This is a genomic window from Dyella jejuensis, assembly GCF_044904675.1.
Taxonomy (GTDB): Bacteria; Pseudomonadota; Gammaproteobacteria; order Xanthomonadales; family Rhodanobacteraceae; genus Dyella_B; species Dyella_B jejuensis.
Genome location: NZ_JADIKJ010000018.1, coordinates 26,374 through 44,250 on the forward strand (window position 1 = coordinate 26,374; position 17,877 = coordinate 44,250).

At 64.6% G+C, this 17,877-nt stretch carries 12 protein-coding genes, 1 pseudogene and 2 riboswitches; of the genes and pseudogenes, 9 read left to right on the forward strand and 4 right to left on the reverse strand.

Annotation, left to right across the window (positions count from 1 at the left end; genetic code table 11):
* Positions 1-228: 228 nt before the first annotated feature.
* A complete protein-coding gene (gene gcvP / locus ISP15_RS15745) occupies positions 229-3,153 on the reverse strand; it encodes an aminomethyl-transferring glycine dehydrogenase (protein WP_404548634.1) in 2,925 nt (974 codons plus the stop codon).
* A gap of 46 nt (positions 3,154-3,199) precedes the next feature.
* Positions 3,200-3,291: riboswitch (glycine riboswitch) on the reverse strand.
* A gap of 3 nt (positions 3,292-3,294) precedes the next feature.
* Positions 3,295-3,379, reverse strand: a riboswitch (glycine riboswitch).
* A 123-nt stretch (positions 3,380-3,502) separates the two neighbouring features.
* On the opposite strand from gcvP, the gene ISP15_RS15750 reads away from it, so the two are divergent.
* Complete coding sequence (locus ISP15_RS15750) at positions 3,503-3,931, forward strand: VOC family protein (RefSeq protein WP_404548635.1); 429 nt, start codon at positions 3,503-3,505, stop codon at positions 3,929-3,931.
* 499 nt (positions 3,932-4,430) lie between these two features.
* Positions 4,431-5,441, forward strand: coding sequence for a hypothetical protein (locus ISP15_RS15755; RefSeq protein ID WP_404548636.1), 1,011 nt, complete (start codon positions 4,431-4,433; stop codon positions 5,439-5,441).
* 92 nt (positions 5,442-5,533) lie between these two features.
* Here the strand turns inward: ISP15_RS15755 and ISP15_RS15760 are convergent, their stop codons facing one another.
* Positions 5,534-6,364 (reverse strand): helix-turn-helix transcriptional regulator, encoded by an 831-nt coding sequence (locus ISP15_RS15760; RefSeq protein WP_404548638.1) that lies wholly within the window; start codon positions 6,362-6,364, stop codon positions 5,534-5,536.
* A gap of 90 nt (positions 6,365-6,454) precedes the next feature.
* On the opposite strand from ISP15_RS15760, the gene ISP15_RS15765 reads away from it, so the two are divergent.
* The 7 genes from ISP15_RS15765 to ISP15_RS15795 all read left to right on the forward strand — a co-directional run bounded on the left by ISP15_RS15765 (position 6,455) and on the right by ISP15_RS15795 (position 15,739).
* Positions 6,455-7,357, forward strand: a complete 903-nt coding sequence (locus ISP15_RS15765; protein WP_404548639.1) for an SDR family oxidoreductase — start codon at positions 6,455-6,457, stop codon at positions 7,355-7,357.
* 532 nt (positions 7,358-7,889) lie between these two features.
* Positions 7,890-9,533 carry an OFA family MFS transporter gene (locus ISP15_RS15770; RefSeq protein WP_404548640.1) on the forward strand — a complete coding sequence of 548 codons (1,644 nt, stop codon included), beginning with the start codon at positions 7,890-7,892 and terminating at the stop codon, positions 9,531-9,533.
* Between the two features lie 20 nt (positions 9,534-9,553).
* On the forward strand, positions 9,554-10,054 hold the full coding sequence (locus ISP15_RS15775) for a formate dehydrogenase subunit gamma (RefSeq protein WP_404548641.1): 501 nt from the start codon (positions 9,554-9,556) through the stop codon (positions 10,052-10,054).
* Entirely contained in the window at positions 10,051-11,610 is a 1,560-nt protein-coding gene (locus tag ISP15_RS15780; protein ID WP_404548642.1) for a formate dehydrogenase beta subunit, read from the forward strand. The genes ISP15_RS15775 and ISP15_RS15780 overlap by 4 nt, the downstream gene beginning before the upstream one ends.
* 166 nt (positions 11,611-11,776) lie before the next feature.
* Positions 11,777-14,668 carry a formate dehydrogenase subunit alpha gene (gene fdhF, locus ISP15_RS15785; RefSeq protein WP_404548644.1) on the forward strand — a complete coding sequence of 964 codons (2,892 nt, stop codon included), beginning with the start codon at positions 11,777-11,779 and terminating at the stop codon, positions 14,666-14,668.
* Positions 14,649-15,497, forward strand: a complete 849-nt coding sequence (gene fdhD, locus ISP15_RS15790) for a formate dehydrogenase accessory sulfurtransferase FdhD (RefSeq protein WP_404548645.1) — start codon at positions 14,649-14,651, stop codon at positions 15,495-15,497. The genes fdhF and fdhD overlap by 20 nt, the downstream gene beginning before the upstream one ends.
* Positions 15,494-15,739, forward strand: coding sequence for a formate dehydrogenase subunit delta (locus tag ISP15_RS15795; protein WP_404548646.1), 246 nt, complete (start codon positions 15,494-15,496; stop codon positions 15,737-15,739). Before fdhD ends, ISP15_RS15795 begins: the two co-directional genes overlap by 4 nt.
* Before the next feature lie 333 nt (positions 15,740-16,072).
* On the opposite strand, the pseudogene ISP15_RS15800 reads toward ISP15_RS15795, so the two are convergent.
* Positions 16,073-16,936, reverse strand: a pseudogene (locus ISP15_RS15800) (ABC transporter ATP-binding protein); the annotation flags it as partial.
* Between the two features lie 122 nt (positions 16,937-17,058).
* Positions 17,059-17,832, reverse strand: a complete 774-nt coding sequence (locus ISP15_RS15805; protein ID WP_404548649.1) for an ABC transporter permease subunit — start codon at positions 17,830-17,832, stop codon at positions 17,059-17,061.
* Between the last annotated feature and the right edge of the window lie 45 nt (positions 17,833-17,877).

Sequence of the window (17,877 nt, forward strand, 5' to 3'; positions counted from 1 at the left end):
GCCACAGTGAAGTGTTTAACGAAGGCTTGGCCTGATCTTCGATACAAATTTACGGTAGATCGTTGCGCCACCTGGCGTATTGAAAAGCTGCTGATCCCAGCCACGTGTGCACTACCCAAAAAAACGGGGCTCACTTGAGAGCCCCGCCTTGCCAGCATGCCTATCCGGTAATCGGACGAACACCTGGCGGTACTACGCGATTTTCCTGTTGCTATCGGGATGGGCGGCCTAGGCCTCCGTCTCCTCCTTGTAGGCATCGATCGGAATGCATGCGCACATCACGTTCTTGTCGCCGTAGACATTGTCCACGCGGGCCACTGGCGACCAGTATTTCTGCAGGCGCAGGCTGGGCAGCGGGAAAGCGGCGAGTTCGCGCGGATAAGCGTGCGTCCATTCGGTGCCGGTCACCATGGTGGCGGTGTGCGGTGCATTGCGGAGCGGGTTGTCCTCGCGGTCCAGGCGGCCATCTTCGATCGCCCGGATTTCGTCGCGGATCTGGATCATCGCGTCGATGAAGCGATCGAGTTCGTGCTGGCTTTCGCTCTCGGTCGGTTCCACCATCAAGGTGCCGGGCACCGGGAAACTCAGCGTCGGCGCGTGGAAGCCGAAGTCGATCAGGCGTTTGGCGACGTCTTCGGCGCTGATGCCGGTGCTGTCCTTGAGCGGGCGCAGGTCGAGAATGCACTCGTGCGCCACCAGGCCGTTGCGACCGGTGTAGAGCGTCTGGTAATGCGGCGCGAGGCGCTTGGCGATGTAGTTGGCGTTGAGCAGCGCCACCTGCGTGGCCTTGCGCAGACCTTGCTGGCCCATCAGCGTGATGTACATCCACGAGATCGGCAGGATGCTGGCGCTGCCGTAGGGCGCGGCGGAAACCATCCCGCCCATGCTCTTTTGAAACGTGCGGCCATGGGTGGCTTCTTGATTTTCGCCGGCAGGAACGCCGGCACCCAATGACGTCCGTGGCAGGAACGGCGCAAGGTGCGACTTCACCGCACACGGACCGACGCCCGGGCCGCCACCGCCATGCGGAATGCAGAAGGTCTTGTGCAAGTTAAGGTGCGAGACGTCCGAGCCCCACTTGCCGGGCTTGGCGACGCCAACCAGCGCATTCATGTTGGCGCCATCGGTGTACACCTGGCCGCCGTGCTGGTGCACGATCTCGCAAATGCGCACCACGTCTTCCTCGAACACGCCGTGAGTGGAGGGATAGGTGATCATCAGCGCGGCAAGGCGATCGGAATACTTTTCCGCCTTGGCGCGGATGTCCTCGATGTCGACGTTGCCGTTGCCGTCGCACTTGGTCACCACCACCGTCATGCCGCACATTTGCGCGGACGCCGGATTGGTGCCGTGCGCGGATTCGGGAATCAGGCAGATATCACGCCGGTCTTCGCCGCGCGAACGATGGTAAGCACGGATGGCAAGCAGGCCGGCGTATTCGCCTTGCGCGCCGGAGTTCGGCTGCAGGCTGACCGCGTCATAGCCGGTGCACTCCACCAGCATGGCTTCGAGTTCATCGATCAGTTGCCTGTAGCCTTGTGTCTGCTCGGCCGGCGCCAGCGGATGGATGCCGCCGAATTCCGGCCACGTCACCGGAATCATCTCGGCGGTGGCGTTGAGCTTCATGGTGCAGCTGCCAAGCGGGATCATGGTGCGATCCATCGCCAGGTCCTTGTCGGCCAGCGAGCGCATGTAGCGCAGCAATTCGTGTTCGCTGTGGTGCGTGTTGAACACCGGATGCTGCAGGAACGGCGTCTTGCGCAGCAGTCCGGCCGGGAGCGCGTCCGGCGTGTTGGCGTCCACTTCGTCGATATCGTCGAGGCTGGCGCCGAACAGTTCGGCCAGCGCCAGCAATTCGGCGCGCGTGGTGGTTTCGTCCAGGCTGATGCCCACGCTCTGGCCGTGGATCTGGCGCAGATTGATGCCTTTGCTCTGGGCCTTGGCATGAATCGCGTCAGCGTCGACGTTGGTCACATGCAAGGTATCGAAGAAATCGGTGCCGACGGACAGGCTGGCACGGCGCAAGGCGGCGGCAAGAATGACGGCAAGGCGATGCGTGCGGCGCGCGATGCGCTGCAGTCCTTGCGGGCCGTGGTACACCGCGTACATGCTTGCCATCACCGCCAGCAGCACCTGCGCGGTGCAGATGTTGGAAGTGGCCTTTTCGCGGCGGATATGCTGCTCGCGCGTCTGCAACGTAAGGCGATAGGCGGGCTTGCCTTCCGCGTCCACCGACACGCCGATCAGGCGCCCCGGCATCGAGCGCTTGTATGCATCGCGGCAGGCCAGGTAAGCGGCGTGCGGGCCACCGAAACCGAACGGCACGCCGAAGCGCTGGCTGTTGCCGATCACGATATCCGCGCCCCAGGAACCTGGCGAGGCGATCAGCGTGAGCGCGAGCAGGTCGGTCGCCACGGCCACGATGCCGCCACGCGCATGCACCGCATCGGCCACGGCGCGGTAATCGTGGATCTGTCCAAAGGTATTCGGATACTGCAGCAGCACGCCGAAGCAATCCACGCTGGAAGCCTGCGCGGCGTCGCCGACCTGCACTTCGATGCCGATGCCGTCGGCGCGCGTATGCAGCACTTCCAGCGTCTGCGGATGCACATCGTTGGCGACGAAGAAAACGTTGGACTTGGACTTGGCCGAACGCTTGGCCAGCGTCATCGCTTCGCCCGCGGCGGTGGCTTCATCCAGCAGCGAGGCATTGGAGATATCCATGCCGGTGAGGTCGGCCACCATGGTCTGGAAGTTGATCAATGCTTCCATGCGGCCCTGCGAGATTTCCGCCTGGTAGGGCGTATAGGCCGTATACCACGCAGGATTTTCCAGGATATTGCGCAGGATGACGTTCGGCGTCAGCGTGCCGTAGTAGCCCTGGCCGATGAAGGTCTTGAACACCTTGTTCTTGCGCGCGATGGCGCGGATCTTCGCCAGCGCTGCTTCCTCGGTGATGCTTTGCGGCAGCGCCAGCGGCTGCTGCGACTTGATCTGGCCCGGCACGATGGCATCGGTCATCGCTTCCAGCGAGGCATGGCCGATCACGTGCAGCATCTGCGCGATCTCGGCGTCGTTGGGACCGATGTGCCGTTCAATGAAGGCGTGATGGTGTTCGAGTTCGCGCAGCGAAGGAGAAGGGGTCTGGCTCATGGCAAGGGCGTCCGAAGAACGCGTGCAGGCCGCACGCGGGGCGCCCCTCTGTCCTTTTGCCTGAGAGTTTGGAAGCGGGCAGGCATGCGCCTGTGCTTCGTGCCCCTTCGGCGCCGGATTCAACCGGTCTCTCCAGAGTCTTGGTCCACGGCGGTATGGGGCCTGAGCGATTACGGGCGTTGCGCCTTCGGCAGCGGGTTTTGGCCGCTTCTCCCACCATGTACATCAAGCCGGTGATTATACCCCGCACAGGACTTTGCGCACTGCCGCCGACGCGGCGGCAGGAGTAGCTTCGGGGTTCCTCCCGGGCGCATCGCTGCGCATGTGCCAGACCGCTGGGGCGCCATGCATGAACAAGCCACCTTTCCGCATTGAACAACTGGACCATGTCGTGCTGCGGGTCTACGACGTTCCGACCATGCTGGCCTTTTACTGCGATGTGCTTGGTTGCAGCGTGGAGCGCCGGCAAGAGGAGATTGGCCTGGTGCAACTGCGGGCCGGCCAATCGCTTATCGACCTGGTCGGCATCGACGGCAAGCTGGGGCGCCACGGTGGCGCGGGGCCGGCCACGGAAGGGCACAACATGGACCATCTATGCCTGAGCATCGAGGGTTACGACGAGGCGGTCATCGCCGCCTACCTCAAGGCGCACGGCGTGCCGGTGGGCGATATCGGCATCCGCTACGGCGCAAAGGGCGAGGGGCCGTCGATTTATCTGTTTGATCCACAAGGCAACATGGTCGAGCTGAAGGGGCCGCCGATGCATCCGGCGGGCTAGCGGGGCGAGGCTTCAAACTATCGTTCTAAAAAAGCATGGGCCATTGGTCATGCATTTAACGTTTGTGACGCAGTACTCGTTATAATGCGCGTTCCCCAGGGCGTTTGTGTGCCGTTCGCTATGTCGGCGAACGCGATACGCAAGCGTGTGCGATCCCGCGAAGCGATTCCCCCTCGGCATTCGCGCCGGATTTCACGACAGTTTTTGTTTGATTGAATGCGCGGACCCCGCGTGCGCCGGCGTGTGCACGCCGGCCGGTCCGGCTGCTCCTGGTGCGAGCAAGGAGTTCGAAGCATCGAACCGGCTTCCCCTCGGTCGATGGATTGCCGCGACGGTATTCGCGATGCAATCCAAGGCAGATCGGAGAGCTTGCGCTTCCGTGTGCAAGGCTGCGTTTGGCCAGGATGGCCAAACCGTTATTACCGCGCTGCCGAGGCGCTCTCTGCCAAGGAATTCGAAGGCGATTCAACGTGTCGCGAACGGTCATGGAGATGGCCGCGTGCGCTTGTGGTTCGAGGGTGTCGTTGTGTGTGAATCGGAACGTTCAGCACGATCATTCGATGGCGATAACGGCGCGGATCCCGCGGCGGTGTCGGATCGCGAAGTGGGCGACTTGCTCAGCAATCTTCCTTCCGCGCATGGAGCGCGGATGGTGCGGCCAGCGATTGCCGGACCCGGCCTGGAAGGCCGCTGGCCCGGCTGGAAGCGGCGTTTCAACGACCCGGCAAAGCGCGCGCGCCGTGCCGCGCGCGTGATGCGCCACATCCGCTTCGTGTACTTCGCCCATGTGGACGACGATAGTCTGTTCGGCGAATACCACCACGAACTGGTCACCGCCGAAGTATTGCTGGACCGCGTGCTCGCCGCGCGGGCCTCCGGCATGAAAGCCGTACATCCGCATTTGCACGGCGATGTGGAAGGGCGGCTCTTCAGCCGCCCGCCGCGCGGCAGCTTTGCGCAGGTGACGCCCGAGTACATTCGTTGGTATGGCCGCGACGGCGCGCGTCGCGACATCCCCATGGTGCGCGAAGACCTGGCGATCGAATTGATGGACGAATACGCCTGCAGCTATGACGATGCGCTTGACCTTGCCGCGCGCCAATCCGGAGCGCTGCCGCGCGTGGAGCAAAGCTGGCTGCTGGCGCGCGCCAGGACGCCGATTTACTGCCGTCCCTTGCATGCCACCGAATTCCGGCAACTGGTGAAGGCTATCGAGGCAGCGCACAGCGTTCCTGGTGGCGACATCATCGTGGCGCGTGCCAACCCCGAAATCGCTCGCGTCGCCGCCGCCACACTCGGTGCGGTCATGGACGACTATGTAGAAACGCCATTCGAGACACCGGTATTGGCGCAGGCATTCGCCGAATTCCACCGCGCGCACCTGCGCCGTGTCGCCGCCGCATGCCCTCCCGGATTACTGCCGCTCCCAGGCAATGGCGTGCTCGGCTGGTTCTCCGCCAAGCGCGCGCGCATTCATGCGGAAGTCCAGGCGCGGCTCGCTTCGCGTTAGTCGGCGTCGACTAGTGCGTGGCCTGCGCCACGCACTCACGCCTGACGGTTACGCAACGCTAACGCAGGCTAAGCCAATAGTGCGAACAGGCCCTAGGCGGATGCCATCACTGCGCTGATTTTATCGAGGTCAGCCTGGGTCGCCGGGTTATAGACGATCATGCTGAGTTCGGGGCGCCCATCGACGGCGAAGGCCGATTGCTCGAAGGCGAAGTTTCCGAACACCGGATGCTTGATGTGTTTGACGGCTTCGCCATAAGTGTGAATGTGGTTTTCGCGCCACATGGTCTCGAAGTCCGCGCTTCGGCGGCAAAGTTCATCGACGAGATCGCTGACCGCCGACGCGGCTCCGGCACGCGCCACGTCGGCGCGGAATGCGCTCACCACGAAGCGCGCCACGCTTTGCCAATCGTATTGCGCCGCCCGTACCCGGGGATCGAGGAAAATGTGCTTGAGCACATTGCGATCTTCCGGCGGCATCGCGCCGTAATCGACCAGCAATGCTGTCGCCGCCTTGTTCCACGCCACGATGTCCCAGGTCGCGGTGCGGATGAAAGCCGGGCATGGGTTGAGGCGATCAAGCACGCGCTGCAGGCGCGGCGTAACGGCGCCGCGTTGTTGGTACCGCACTTCGGGCGGGTGGCCGAGACCGAGCAGGAACACATGCTCTCGCTCGGCGTGCGTCAGCATCAGGGCTTCGGCAATGCGGTCGAGCACATCGGCGGAAGGCGCTCCGCCACGTCCTTGTTCGAGCCAGGTGTACCAGGCGGTGCTGATGTTGGCGCGCTGGGCGACTTCTTCACGACGCAGGCCGGGCGTGCGGCGGCGTTTCGCCGTAAACCCGAGCGCGGCCGGATCCAGCTTGCTCCGGCGATCTTTGAGGTAAGTGCCAAGCAGGTTGGATCGCGCAGTGCCTTCGCTCATCCTGGTAGTCGCCATAACACGATAAGGTCACTACTTTACCGCGATAACGCGAAGCGCCATGGTGTGTCGACTGAAACGTGGAGAGTGCTCATGCGTGTATTCGTAACCGGTGCGAGCGGCTGGGTGGGTTCGGCCGTCGTCGAGGATTTGCTTGCGTCGGGCCATCGCGTCGTGGGACTGGCGCGTACCGAGGAAGGTGCAAAGAAGGTCGCGGGCTTGGGTGCCGAAGTGCTGCGCGGCACATTGGACGATCTGGATGTACTGCGGCAGGGCGCTGCGCAAGCCGATGGCGTGATCCATACCGCATTCAATCACGACTTTTCGAAGTTCGCGGAAAACAGCGAGCAAGAGCGGCGTGCGATCGAGGCCATGGGCAGCGCTCTGGCGGGTTCCGGCCGTCCGTTTATGGTGACTTCCGGCGTGGCCTTGCTAGCGCCAGGCCGCGTGACGACCGAGCGCGACACCACCCGTGTCGCTACCGAATCCTTCCCGCGCTCGCCCGAGAGCACGGCCGGTGCCTTCGTGGAGCGCGGCGTGCGCGTCTCGGCGATCCGCCTGGCCCCGACCGTGCATGGCATCGGCGATAAAGGCTTCGTACCGCGCCTGATCGAGATCGCTCGCGAGAAAGGTGTCGCGGCGTATGTGGGGGATGGCCGTAATCGATGGCCCGCCGTGCACCGGGTGGATGCCGCGCGCCTGTACCGGCTGGCGTTGGAGCATGGCGCAAGCGGCGGGCCGTTCCATGCGATTGCCGAAGAAGGCCTGCCGCTCAAGGAGATCGCCGAAGCCATCGGTCGCGGCTTGAACGTCCCGGTGACGTCGCTATCGCTCGACGAGGCGACGGAGCATTTTGGCTGGTTCGCACGCTTTGCGAGCGTCGATTGTCCCAGTTCCAGCGAACGGACCCGCGCCTTGCTCGGCTGGACGCCCGAACATCCCACCCTGCTTGCGGATATGGCAAATCCCGCTTACTTCGCAGCGTCGCACGACTAGAAGACGCAGAACATCCACGCCAAGGAAAACGCGCGTGACCGGTACGCCCGTATCGTTGGACGGCCAGCGCGTTATCTCGTTTCTGCGAGCATGCCGGCTCGTTCGGTCATCTGCCTCGGCGGCAGGAAGCTGGGCCATGCCCATGCCGGCAACCACGCGCGACATCGACCTGGCACCCGGACGTGATCGTATGCCCAGGCATGGCGTTGACGGAACATACCCGGCAAATGCCCGCGCGAAAGTCTGCGGGGCCTACTACGCTGGACAACTGCCATTGGCGCGCGGAGGCACGCCAGAAGAAGCAGGCTTGGCGTAGGTCTAGCTCATACCTGACCGGTCCAGGTCTTGCCGGTGGATGCGGCGGCTTGGGGAACCTGCGCGTCTGTGTTTCGACGGTCAAGGCTCGAATCGCCATGCTGCATCGCAGTACGGCTGTCACATAAATAACGCCTGTTTCGTCGCGCCGATACGCTAAAGTCAGCCATGCAGTGACGTGCTTTCTGTCCATGACTCATGCACAGGGGAGATCACCATGACTGCTGTACCCGAAGCTGTACTGGCGTCCGCAGGACGTGCGCCGGGGAGGTTGGCAAGGGAGCGCACCGTTGCCGGACCGCGCTTCAATCGCTGGCTGGTGCCGCCGGCGGCTTTGGCCATCCATCTGTGCATCGGCATGGCCTATGGCTTTTCGGTGTTCTGGCTGCCGATGAGCAAGCTGGTGCCTGGCGCGCCCAGTTGCGAGCGCATCGGGTTCTTCGCGCAGCTGTTCGCCACCTCGTGCAACTGGACCGTGCCGGCGGTCACGCATATCTTCGAAACCTTTATTGCCATGCTCGGTATTTCCGCCGCCATCTGGGGCGGCTGGCTGGAGCGCGCCGGGCCGCGCAAGGCGGGCGTGATCGCCGCGCTGTGCTGGGGCGGCGGACTGGTGCTCGGCGGCATCGGCGTATCGATGCACCAGTTGTGGCTGGTGTTCCTGGGTTGCGGCGTGCTGGGCGGCGTAGGCCAGGGCTTGGGCTATATCGCGCCGGTATCGACCTTGATCAAATGGTTTCCGGATCGCCGCGGCCTCGCCACCGGTTTCGCGATCATGGGCTATGGCGGTGGCGCCATGATCGGCGCGCCGATCGCGGTGGCCCTGATGGCACGCTTCGCGCATGGCCAGATCCCCGGCGTGGCGAGCACGCTGGTCGTGATGGGCGTTCTGTACGTCATGGCCATGTCCGCCGGCGCCTTCGGTTTTCGGGTGCCGCCGAACGGTTGGACGCCGGCAGGATGGGCAGCGCCGGCCGCCGCCGGCAGGCTGGTGACGCGCCACCATGTACACCTGAACCGCGCGTGGAAAACGCCACAGTTCTGGATGATCTGGATCGCCTTGTGCATGAACGTGACCGCTGGCATCGGCGTGATTTCCATGGCCAGCCCGATGCTGCAGGACGTGTTCGGCGCGCGTCTGCTGGGGATCGCTACGGCAAGCGCATTGACCGTCGCGCAAAAGGCGGCGATCGTCGCGGCGGCGGCGGGACTGGTCGGCTTGATCAGCCTGTTCAATAGCCTGGGGCGTATTTTCTGGGCCTCGACCTCGGACTTCATTGGCCGCAAGAACACCTACATCGTGTTCTTCGTGCTGGGCATCTTGCTGTACTGCGCATTGCCCACGCTGGGGCACATGGGGCTGGCGGGCATGTTCGTGATCGCGGTCTGCGTAATCCTCTCCATGTACGGCGGCGGCTTCGCCACCGTGCCTGCTTACCTGGCGGATATGTTTGGCACACAGATGGTGGGTGCCATTCACGGACGCCTGCTCACGGCGTGGTCGGTGGCGGGCGTGGTCGGCCCGTTCCTGATCGCGGCCCTCCGCCAGGCGCAGCTCGATGCGGGCGTGGACAAGAGCCTGGTCTACGATCGCACGCTGTATATCCTGGCGTGCCTGCTGCTGGTCGGCCTGGTCGCCAATCTGCTGGTCAAGCCAGTCAAGGAAGCGCACCATATGACCGACGAGGAACTCGAGCGCGAACGCTCGCTGCAACACGAGGCGCCGCATGTCACGGCCAGCGCCGCGCTGGCCGCCCGTGGCAGCTTCGGTGTGGTGGGTATCGTGGCGTGGGCGCTGGTAGGCATCCCGTTCCTGGTCGGCGTGTGGATCGCACTCAGCAAAGCCGCCGCACTGTTTTAATACGATAAGCAGGCTCCCGCATGAAACCCGCCAAGAACGCCGCATCGCTGCCGCCGATCGACGACACGTTGCGCGATGCGGTGCTGCAAGTCACCGGCCGCCTGAAGGACCGGCCCGGCGCCTTGCTGCCGGTGTTGCACGGCATCCAGGCCGAGCTGGGCTACGTGCCGGAGCAGGCGGTGCCGCTAATCGCGCGGGAAATGAATCTTTCGCGCGCCGACGTGCATGGCGTGGTGACCTTCTATCACTACTTCCGCACGCATCCGGCGGGCAGGCGCACCATCTATTTGTGTCGCGCCGAATCGTGCCAGGCCATGGGCGCGGCAAAGCTCGAGCAGCATGTGAAACGGCGGCTGGGCGTGGATTTCCATCAGACCACCGCCGATGGCGCATGGACGCTCGAACCCGTTTACTGCCTCGGCAATTGCGCGTGCTCGCCGGCCATGATGGTGGATGACCATTTGCAGGGCAGGGTGACGCCGGCCGGCTTCGATGCATGGCTGCAATCGGAGACACCATGAGCGTAACGGTTTACGTGCCGCGCGATGCCGGCGCCCTGTCGCTGGGCGCCGAAGCAGTGGCGAAGGCCATTGCGGTGGAGGCTGAATCGCGGCAGCTCGATGTGCGCATCGTGCGCAACGGTTCGCGCGGCCTGTACTGGCTGGAGCCGATGGTGGAAGTGCAAACCGCGCGGGGGCGCGTCGCATATGGCCCGGTGCAGTGGACGGATGTGGCGGCCTTGTTCGATGCCGATTTCCTGCATGGCGGCGAGGACGTGCTGGCGCTGGGAACCACTGAGGACCTTCCCTGGCTGAAAAGCCAGCAGCGCCTCACCTTCGCGCGCGTTGGCGTCGTCGATCCGCGCAGCCTGGACGATTACCTTGCGCATGGCGGTTATCGCGGCCTTGCCGCGGCCTTGCGGATGGAGCCGGCCGCCATCGTGCAGTCGGTGACCGATGCGGGCCTGCGTGGACGTGGCGGCGCCGCGTTTCCGACCGGCATCAAATGGAACACCTGCCTCGGTGCCGGCGCCGACCAGAAATATATAGTCTGCAATGCCGACGAGGGCGACTCCGGCACCTTCTCCGATCGCATGCTCATGGAAGGCGATCCGTTCGCGCTGATCGAAGGCATGACCATCGCCGCGCTGGCGGTGGGCGCCACGCGCGGCTACATCTACCTGCGCGTCGAATACCCGCACGCGCAGCGTGCGCTGCAAGCGGCTATCGACGCGGCCAACGCCGCCGGTTATCTCGGCGACGCGCTGTGCGGCAGCGGCAAGGCGTTTCAGCTGGAAGTGCGCATGGCCGCCGGTGCCTACATCTGCGGCGAAGAGACTTCGTTGCTGGAAAGCCTGGAAGGCAAGCGCGGGCAGGTGCGTTTCAAGCCGCCGTTGCCGGCGATCCAGGGCCTGTTCGGCAAGCCCACCATCATCAACAACGTGATCACGCTGGCGACCGTGCCGATCATCCTGGAGCGCGGCGCGGCGTTCTACCGCGACTACGGCACGGGCCGGTCGCGCGGCTCGCTGCCGCTGCAACTGGCCGGCAACATCAAGCGGGCGGGCCTGGTGGAACGCGCCTTCGGCGTGACCTTGCGCGAACTGATCGAGGACTACGGCGGCGGTACCGCCAGCGGCCGGCCGGTGCGCGCAGTCCAGGTGGGCGGGCCGCTGGGCGCCTATATCCCGGCGTCGCAACTGGATACGCCGATCGACTACGAAGCCTTTGCCGCGATCGGCGGCATGGTCGGGCATGGCGGCGTGGTGGTGTTCGACGATAGCGTCGACATGGCCGCGCAGGCGCGCTTCGCCATGGAGTTCTGCGCGATCGAATCCTGCGGCAAATGCACGCCTTGCCGGATCGGTTCCACGCGCGGCGTGGAAGTGATCGATCGCATCCGTGCGGGCGATGCCGCCGAGCGCGAGCGCCACGAAGCGCTGCTGCGCGACCTGTGCCAGACCATGGTCGCCGGGTCGCTCTGCGCGTTGGGCGGCATGGCGCCGTTCCCGGTACTCAGTGCGCTGGATCATTTTCATGAGGATTTCGAAACGGGCCGGCCAGCGGTTCTGCCATGAGCGCGCGGTTGCCTCGTGAATCGTGGTGCGGTGTCCCGGTTGCGAAAGCGCAGGCGCTTCATCCGCAGCGAAGCGGATTATCCCGCTTTGTTTTTTGCTGCAAGGCAGTGATTGTCCGCTTTCGCGCAATAGCGGACAGCCAAGTTGGTTGAGGAGGTAATCGAGCATGCTCTCCATCGTCGAAATCGATCGCGGTACGCCTGCCGCCATCTCGGCCCAGCAGATCACGCTGGAGATCGACGGCCGCAGCATCAGCGTGCCGGAAGGTACCTCGGTGCTGCGCGCGGCCTCCCAGGCCGGCATCAGCATTCCGAAGCTGTGCGCCACCGATATGCTCGACGCCTTCGGTTCCTGCCGCCTGTGCCTGGTTGAGATCGCCGGCCGCAAGGGCTATCCCGCCTCCTGCACCACGCCGGTCGCGGAGGGCATGCAGGTGAGTACGCAGACGCCCAGGCTGGCCGAGATCCGCCGCGGCGTGATGGAGCTGTACATCTCCGACCATCCGCTGGATTGCCTCACCTGTCCGGCGAACGGCCATTGCGAATTGCAGGACATGGCCGGCGTGGTGGGATTGCGCGAAGTGCGCTATGGCTATGACGGCGAGAATCATGTGCATGCGCGCATTGCGGCGCGCGAAGATCACCCGGTTCCCAATCCACGCTATGCCCCCAAGGACGAATCCAATCCCTACTTCACTTTCGATCCGTCCAAATGCATCGTCTGCTCGCGTTGCGTGCGCGCCTGCGAGGAAGTGCAGGGCACCTTCGCGCTGACCATCCAGGGGCGCGGTTTCGAATCGAAAGTCGCGGCCAGCCAGGACAACCGTTTTCTCGATTCCGAATGCGTCTCCTGCGGCGCCTGCGTGCAGGCTTGCCCCACCGCGACGCTGTCGGAGAAATCGCTGATCGATCGCGGCCAGGCCGAGCACAGCGTCACCACTACCTGCGCCTACTGCGGCGTTGGCTGCAGCTTCCGCGCCGAAATGAAGGGCGAGGAAATCGTGCGCATGGTGCCGAACAAGGACGGCCACGCCAACCACGGGCACTCCTGCGTGAAAGGCCGTTTCGCGATCGGCTACGCCACGCATCCGGATCGCATCAACACGCCGATGATCCGGCAGAAAATCAGCGATCCCTGGCGCATCGTCAGCTGGGAAGTGGCGATCGCCCACGTTGCCAGCGAGTTCAAGCGATTGCAGGCGGCCTACGGCAAATTCTCGGTCGGCGGCATCACCTCCTCGCGCTGCACGAACGAGGAGACTTACCTGGTGCAAAAGCTGGTGCGCGCCGGCTTCGGCAACAATAACGTCGACACCTGCGCGCGCGTCTGCCATTCGCCCACCGGCTACGGCCTGAAGGCAACGCTGGGCGAATCGGCCGGCACCCAGGATTTCGATTCGATCGAACATGCCGACGTGGTGCTGGTGATCGGCGCCAATCCCACCGATGCCCACCCGGTGTTCGGCTCGCAGATGAAGCGGCGCCTGCGCGCGGGCGCCCGGCTGATCGTGATCGATCCGCGTCGCATCGACCTGGTGCGCACGCCGCACATCAAGGCCGACTATCACCTCAAGCTCAAGCCCGGCACCAATGTCGCCCTGCTTAACACGCTGGCCCACGTGATCGTCAGCGAAGGCCTGGTCGACGAAGCCTTCGTCGCCGCCCGTTGCGAACGCCCGGCATTCGAAAAGTGGCGTGCGTTCGTCGCGCAGGATCGATACAGCCCGGAAGCAATGGAAGCGGAGACCGGCGTGCCGGCTGCGCTGGTGCGCGGCGCCGCGCGGCTGTATGCGAGCGGCGGCAACGCGGCGATCTATTACGGCCTGGGCGTGACCGAGCATTCGCAAGGCTCGACCGCCGTGATGGGTATCGCCAATCTCGCCATGGCTACCGGCAATATCGGCCGCCAAGGCGTGGGCGTGAATCCGCTGCGCGGACAGAACAACGTACAGGGATCGTGCGACATGGGTTCGTTCCCGCACGAATTCCCCGGCTATCGCCATGTCGGCGATGCGGCCGTGCGCGCATCGTTCGAAGCGGATTGGGGCGTGCCGCTGCACGACGAACCCGGCCTGCGCATTCCCAACATGTTCGAAGCGGCCATCGACGGCAGCTTCAAGGGCTTGTACATCGAAGGCGAGGATATCGCCCAGTCGGATCCGAACACCCAGCACGTTACCGCCGCCTTGCAGGCGATGGAGTGCGTGGTGGTGCAGGATCTGTTTCTCAACGAGACGGCCAAGTTCGCGCATGTATTCCTGCCCGGCTGCTCGTTCCTGGAAAAAGACGGCACCTTTACCAACGCCGAGCGCCGCATCTCGCGCGTGCGCAAGGTGATGGAGCCGAAGGGAGGCTACGCCGACTGGGAAGTGACGCAGCTGCTGGCGAATGCAATGGGTTATCCGATGGACTATCGGCACCCAGCCCAGATCATGGACGAAATCGCACGCCTCACGCCCACCTTCCACGGCGTGAGCTTCGACAAGATCGAGCGGCTCGGTTCGATCCAGTGGCCGTGCAACGAGCAGCATCCCGAAGGCACGCCGGTGATGCACGTGGACGAATTCGTGCGCGGCAAGGGCCGCTTCATGCTTACCGAGTACGTGCCGACCTCGGAGAAGGTCAACGCCAGGCACCCGCTGATCCTTACCACCGGGCGCATCCTCAGCCAGTACAACGTGGGCGCGCAGACTCGCCGCACCGCCAATGTGATGTGGCACGACGAGGACCGCCTGGAAATCCATCCGCACGATGCGCAAGAGCGCGGCATTCGCGACGATGACTGGGTCGGCATCGAAAGCCGCGCCGGCCAGACCGTGCTGCGCGCGCGCGTATCCGAGCGCATGCAGCCGGGCGTGGTGTATACCACCTTCCATTTCCCTGGCTCGGGCGCCAACGTGATTACCACCGAGAACTCGGACTGGGCCACCAACTGTCCGGAGTACAAGGTCACGGCGGTGCAGGTGACGCGCGTCAGCCAACCGTCGGAATGGCAGCGGCGCTACCAGGCATTCTCGACCGAACAGCAGGCCTTGCTCGATGCCGCCGAAACGCGCTGATACGCAAGCCGGCCGTGGCTACGCCATGCGCCGGGTCGATCGCTACCGTCGCGGCGAGCACGAGCAAGTGGACGATGCGATCACCGAAGAAGTTCCGGTCGCGATGGTCTACAACGACCTGCCTTTCGCCGTGATGATGGTGACGCCGCTGGACCTGGAAGACTTCGCGCTCGGCTTCTCGCTCAGCGAAGGCCTGGTCGCATCGCCGGCACAGCTGCGCTCGATCGAGGTGCGGTCGCGGCTGGAGGGCGTGGAACTGGCGATGCAGGTGGCATCGGATACTGTGCAGCAACGCGCCGGCCGCGGCGGCGAACGGCTGCTGCCTGGACGCAGCGGTTGCGGCCTGTGCGGCGCGCGCATGCTGGAGGATGCGGTGCGCCATCCCGCGCCGGTGGCAGAGGGACCGCGCATTGATCCGGCGTCATTGGAGCGCGCGCTCGAATCGATGCGCGCCGCGCAGCCGGTCAACGCCGTCACCGGTTCGGTGCACGCGGCAGCATGGGTCGCCGTGGATGGCGCGATCGTACTAGTGCGCGAAGATGTCGGTCGCCATAACGCGCTGGATAAACTGATCGGCGCCATGGTCAAGGCGGGCGTCGATGCGCAGCAAGGCTTCCTGGTGGTGACCAGTCGCGCCAGCTACGAAATGGTGACCAAGGCCGCGAGCGCGGGTATTACCTTGATGGCGGCGATTTCCGCGCCTACCGCCCTGGCAATCCATCTCGCGGAAGACACGCGCCTGACCCTGGTCGGTTTTGCGCGGCCGGGCAGTTACGTGGTCTACACCCACCCGCATCGTTTGTTGCATACGCCCGGAACGCACGCATGAATATCGAACGCCTGGTGGTCATGGTGAACGACATCAGCCATTACTTCGTGGCCGATCCCGACCGGGACGCGGGCGCGGCCGGCATTGCCGAGCACTTGAAGCGATTCTGGGAGCCAGGCATGCGCCGGACCATCGTGGCGCATCTTGCGCAAGGCGGCGCGGGCCTGGAACCGCTTGCCAGGCAGGGCGTGGAGCGATTGGCGGAACTGGATCGCAAAACCACCGATAGCGCACATTTCTAGGGATGCTCTGATCAATGCTACGTAGGCGTCACCAGCTCTGTCTGTTCGCAGACCATAGGTTCGTCGGCGCACGCGGGGAGGGTACATGGATGTACCCGGCTTTGAGGAGCGAGGAAGGCAGACTGGCTGTCTGTCGAGACGATGGACCGCAGGGGTGCGGACAGACAGAGCTGGCCCCAACATATTGAATTTAAAGCGATGGGGTGATGACCAGAAGGCACGCAGAGTGCGCCGCGCGGCTTGGCAAGACGGCCAGTCTTCCCGGCGCCGCACAACACACTCTGCGAGCCTTCTGGTCATCATGCCGCCTGCGTAGCATTGATCAGAGCATCCCTAGGACGTTTCGCGCCGCCAGTAGCGGATCGCCTCGGGCGGAAGCTGGATCGCGACGGATCGTGGAATGGGCCGGTCGCCAGCGACCGATACCCATAGTCGCCCCTGGCCGCAGCGCAATCCCAGCTGCGTCGTGCGCCCGATCACGTGCCTCACTTCGACCGAGGCAACGATCGCGGCGGGCGAGGTGTCTTCCACCAGGCGAACGGCTTCCGGTTCGATGGCCCAGTCGACGTCCGCGCCAAGTTCCGCCTGCTCCCCGACAGGCAACGATACGTTGCCTTCCGGCCACACCATCCGTCGTGCGCCGGGCCGGCCTTCGATGTAGCCACGATGCACGTTGCGATGCCCAAGCAATCGCGCCGCCGCGCCGCTGACCGGCTGCGCATAGACTGCTTCGGGTGCGCCGAGCTGGATGATGCGGCGGCCGTGCATCAATACCAGCCTATCGGCGACCGCGGCCAGTTGCGGATCGTGGCTGACCGCCAGAGCGGGAATGCCGAAGTCGTGCACTTCGGCGATCAGTTCGGCGATCACGTCGTCGCGGGTCACCGGATCGAGCGCGGAGGTCGGTTCGTCCAGCAACAGCAATTGCGGCCGGCGTGCCAGCGCGCGCGCCAGCGCCACACGTTGCTGCTGTCCGCCCGAAAGCGTGACCGGATAGCGTTGCGCGTAGTCGCCCATGCGCACCCGTTCGAGCAGTTGCATGGCCTGCGCGCGGCGTTGCGGCCCGCGCAGTGCGAAAGCCACGTTTTGCCAGGCGTTGAGATGCGGAAACAATGCATACCCTTGCGGCAAATAGCCCACTGCCCGATGCTGCGCGGGCAGGCCGTCGAACGGTTCGCCGCGCGCCGGCGCCAATCCGGCGATGGCGCGCAACAGCAGCGACTTGCCTTCGCCGCTCGCCCCCAGCAGGACGGTGAAGCCTTCCACCTCGAAAGCGGCATGCAATGCCACCGGGTGGGCGATGCGGTAGTCGACGCGCATCAGATCAGGCGCCGGCGCCGTGCGGCCAGCCCCAATGCCAACGGCAGCGGCATGGCCACCAGGAAAAACACCCATAGCAGCGGATACACCGCATCCAGGCCGACGTTCTGCAGATTCACCCACAGCTTTACCGGAATGCCTTGCGGGTAATACGCCACGATCAGCACCACGCCGAATTCCCCCAGCGCGCGCACCCAGGCGAGCGCGACAGCCGCCGCCAGCCCGAGTCGCGCCAGCGGCAGGCTGACATGCATGAAACTGCGCCACGGCGAATGCCCCAGCGTCAGGGCGATATGTTCCAGTTCGCGCGGTACGCCCTCGAAGGCGGCGCGCGCGGCGATCACGTAATAGGGCAGGGCACTGTAGAACTGCGCCATCACGAACGCGGGCGCGGAATTGGTCAATACGAGGCCGGCACGTTCCAGCACGCTTCCCGCAGGGCCGTATGGACCATACATGGCCGCCAGCAGCAGGCCCATCGCCAATGGCGGCGTCAGCAATGCCAGCAACAACAGGGCATCGATCAGCCATTTGCCGCGCACCGGATATCGCGCCAGCCACCAGGCAAGCGGCGTACCCAGCGCGATGATCAGCAACAGGGCGAGCAGGCTGTAGCCGAGCGATACCGCGATCGCGCTGCCGTCGCCGTCGACGAAGCCGAAATGGTGCCACGAGGTGATGAGCGCCAAGCCAATGAACGGAGCCGCCAGCAGCAACAGGGTCAACGCGCTCACCGCTGCCGGCAGGCGCGGGTGCGACGTGGCGGCGTTCATGGCCACGCTTCCCAGGCTTGCCTGAGTTGTCGGGCGAGGCCGTGT

Coding starts and splice junctions, on each gene's coding strand:
- gcvP (WP_404548634.1), bottom strand. CDS start 3,153: ATGAGCCAGACCCCTTCTCCTTCGCTGCGCGAACTCGAACACCATCAC.
- ISP15_RS15750 (WP_404548635.1), top strand. CDS start 3,503: ATGAACAAGCCACCTTTCCGCATTGAACAACTGGACCATGTCGTGCTG.
- ISP15_RS15760 (WP_404548638.1), bottom strand. CDS start 6,364: ATGAGCGAAGGCACTGCGCGATCCAACCTGCTTGGCACTTACCTCAAA.
- ISP15_RS15765 (WP_404548639.1), top strand. CDS start 6,455: ATGCGTGTATTCGTAACCGGTGCGAGCGGCTGGGTGGGTTCGGCCGTC.
- ISP15_RS15770 (WP_404548640.1), top strand. CDS start 7,890: ATGACTGCTGTACCCGAAGCTGTACTGGCGTCCGCAGGACGTGCGCCG.
- ISP15_RS15775 (WP_404548641.1), top strand. CDS start 9,554: ATGAAACCCGCCAAGAACGCCGCATCGCTGCCGCCGATCGACGACACG.
- ISP15_RS15780 (WP_404548642.1), top strand. CDS start 10,051: ATGAGCGTAACGGTTTACGTGCCGCGCGATGCCGGCGCCCTGTCGCTG.
- fdhF (WP_404548644.1), top strand. CDS start 11,777: ATGCTCTCCATCGTCGAAATCGATCGCGGTACGCCTGCCGCCATCTCG.
- fdhD (WP_404548645.1), top strand. CDS start 14,649: ATGCCGCCGAAACGCGCTGATACGCAAGCCGGCCGTGGCTACGCCATG.
- ISP15_RS15795 (WP_404548646.1), top strand. CDS start 15,494: ATGAATATCGAACGCCTGGTGGTCATGGTGAACGACATCAGCCATTAC.
- ISP15_RS15805 (WP_404548649.1), bottom strand. CDS start 17,832: ATGAACGCCGCCACGTCGCACCCGCGCCTGCCGGCAGCGGTGAGCGCG.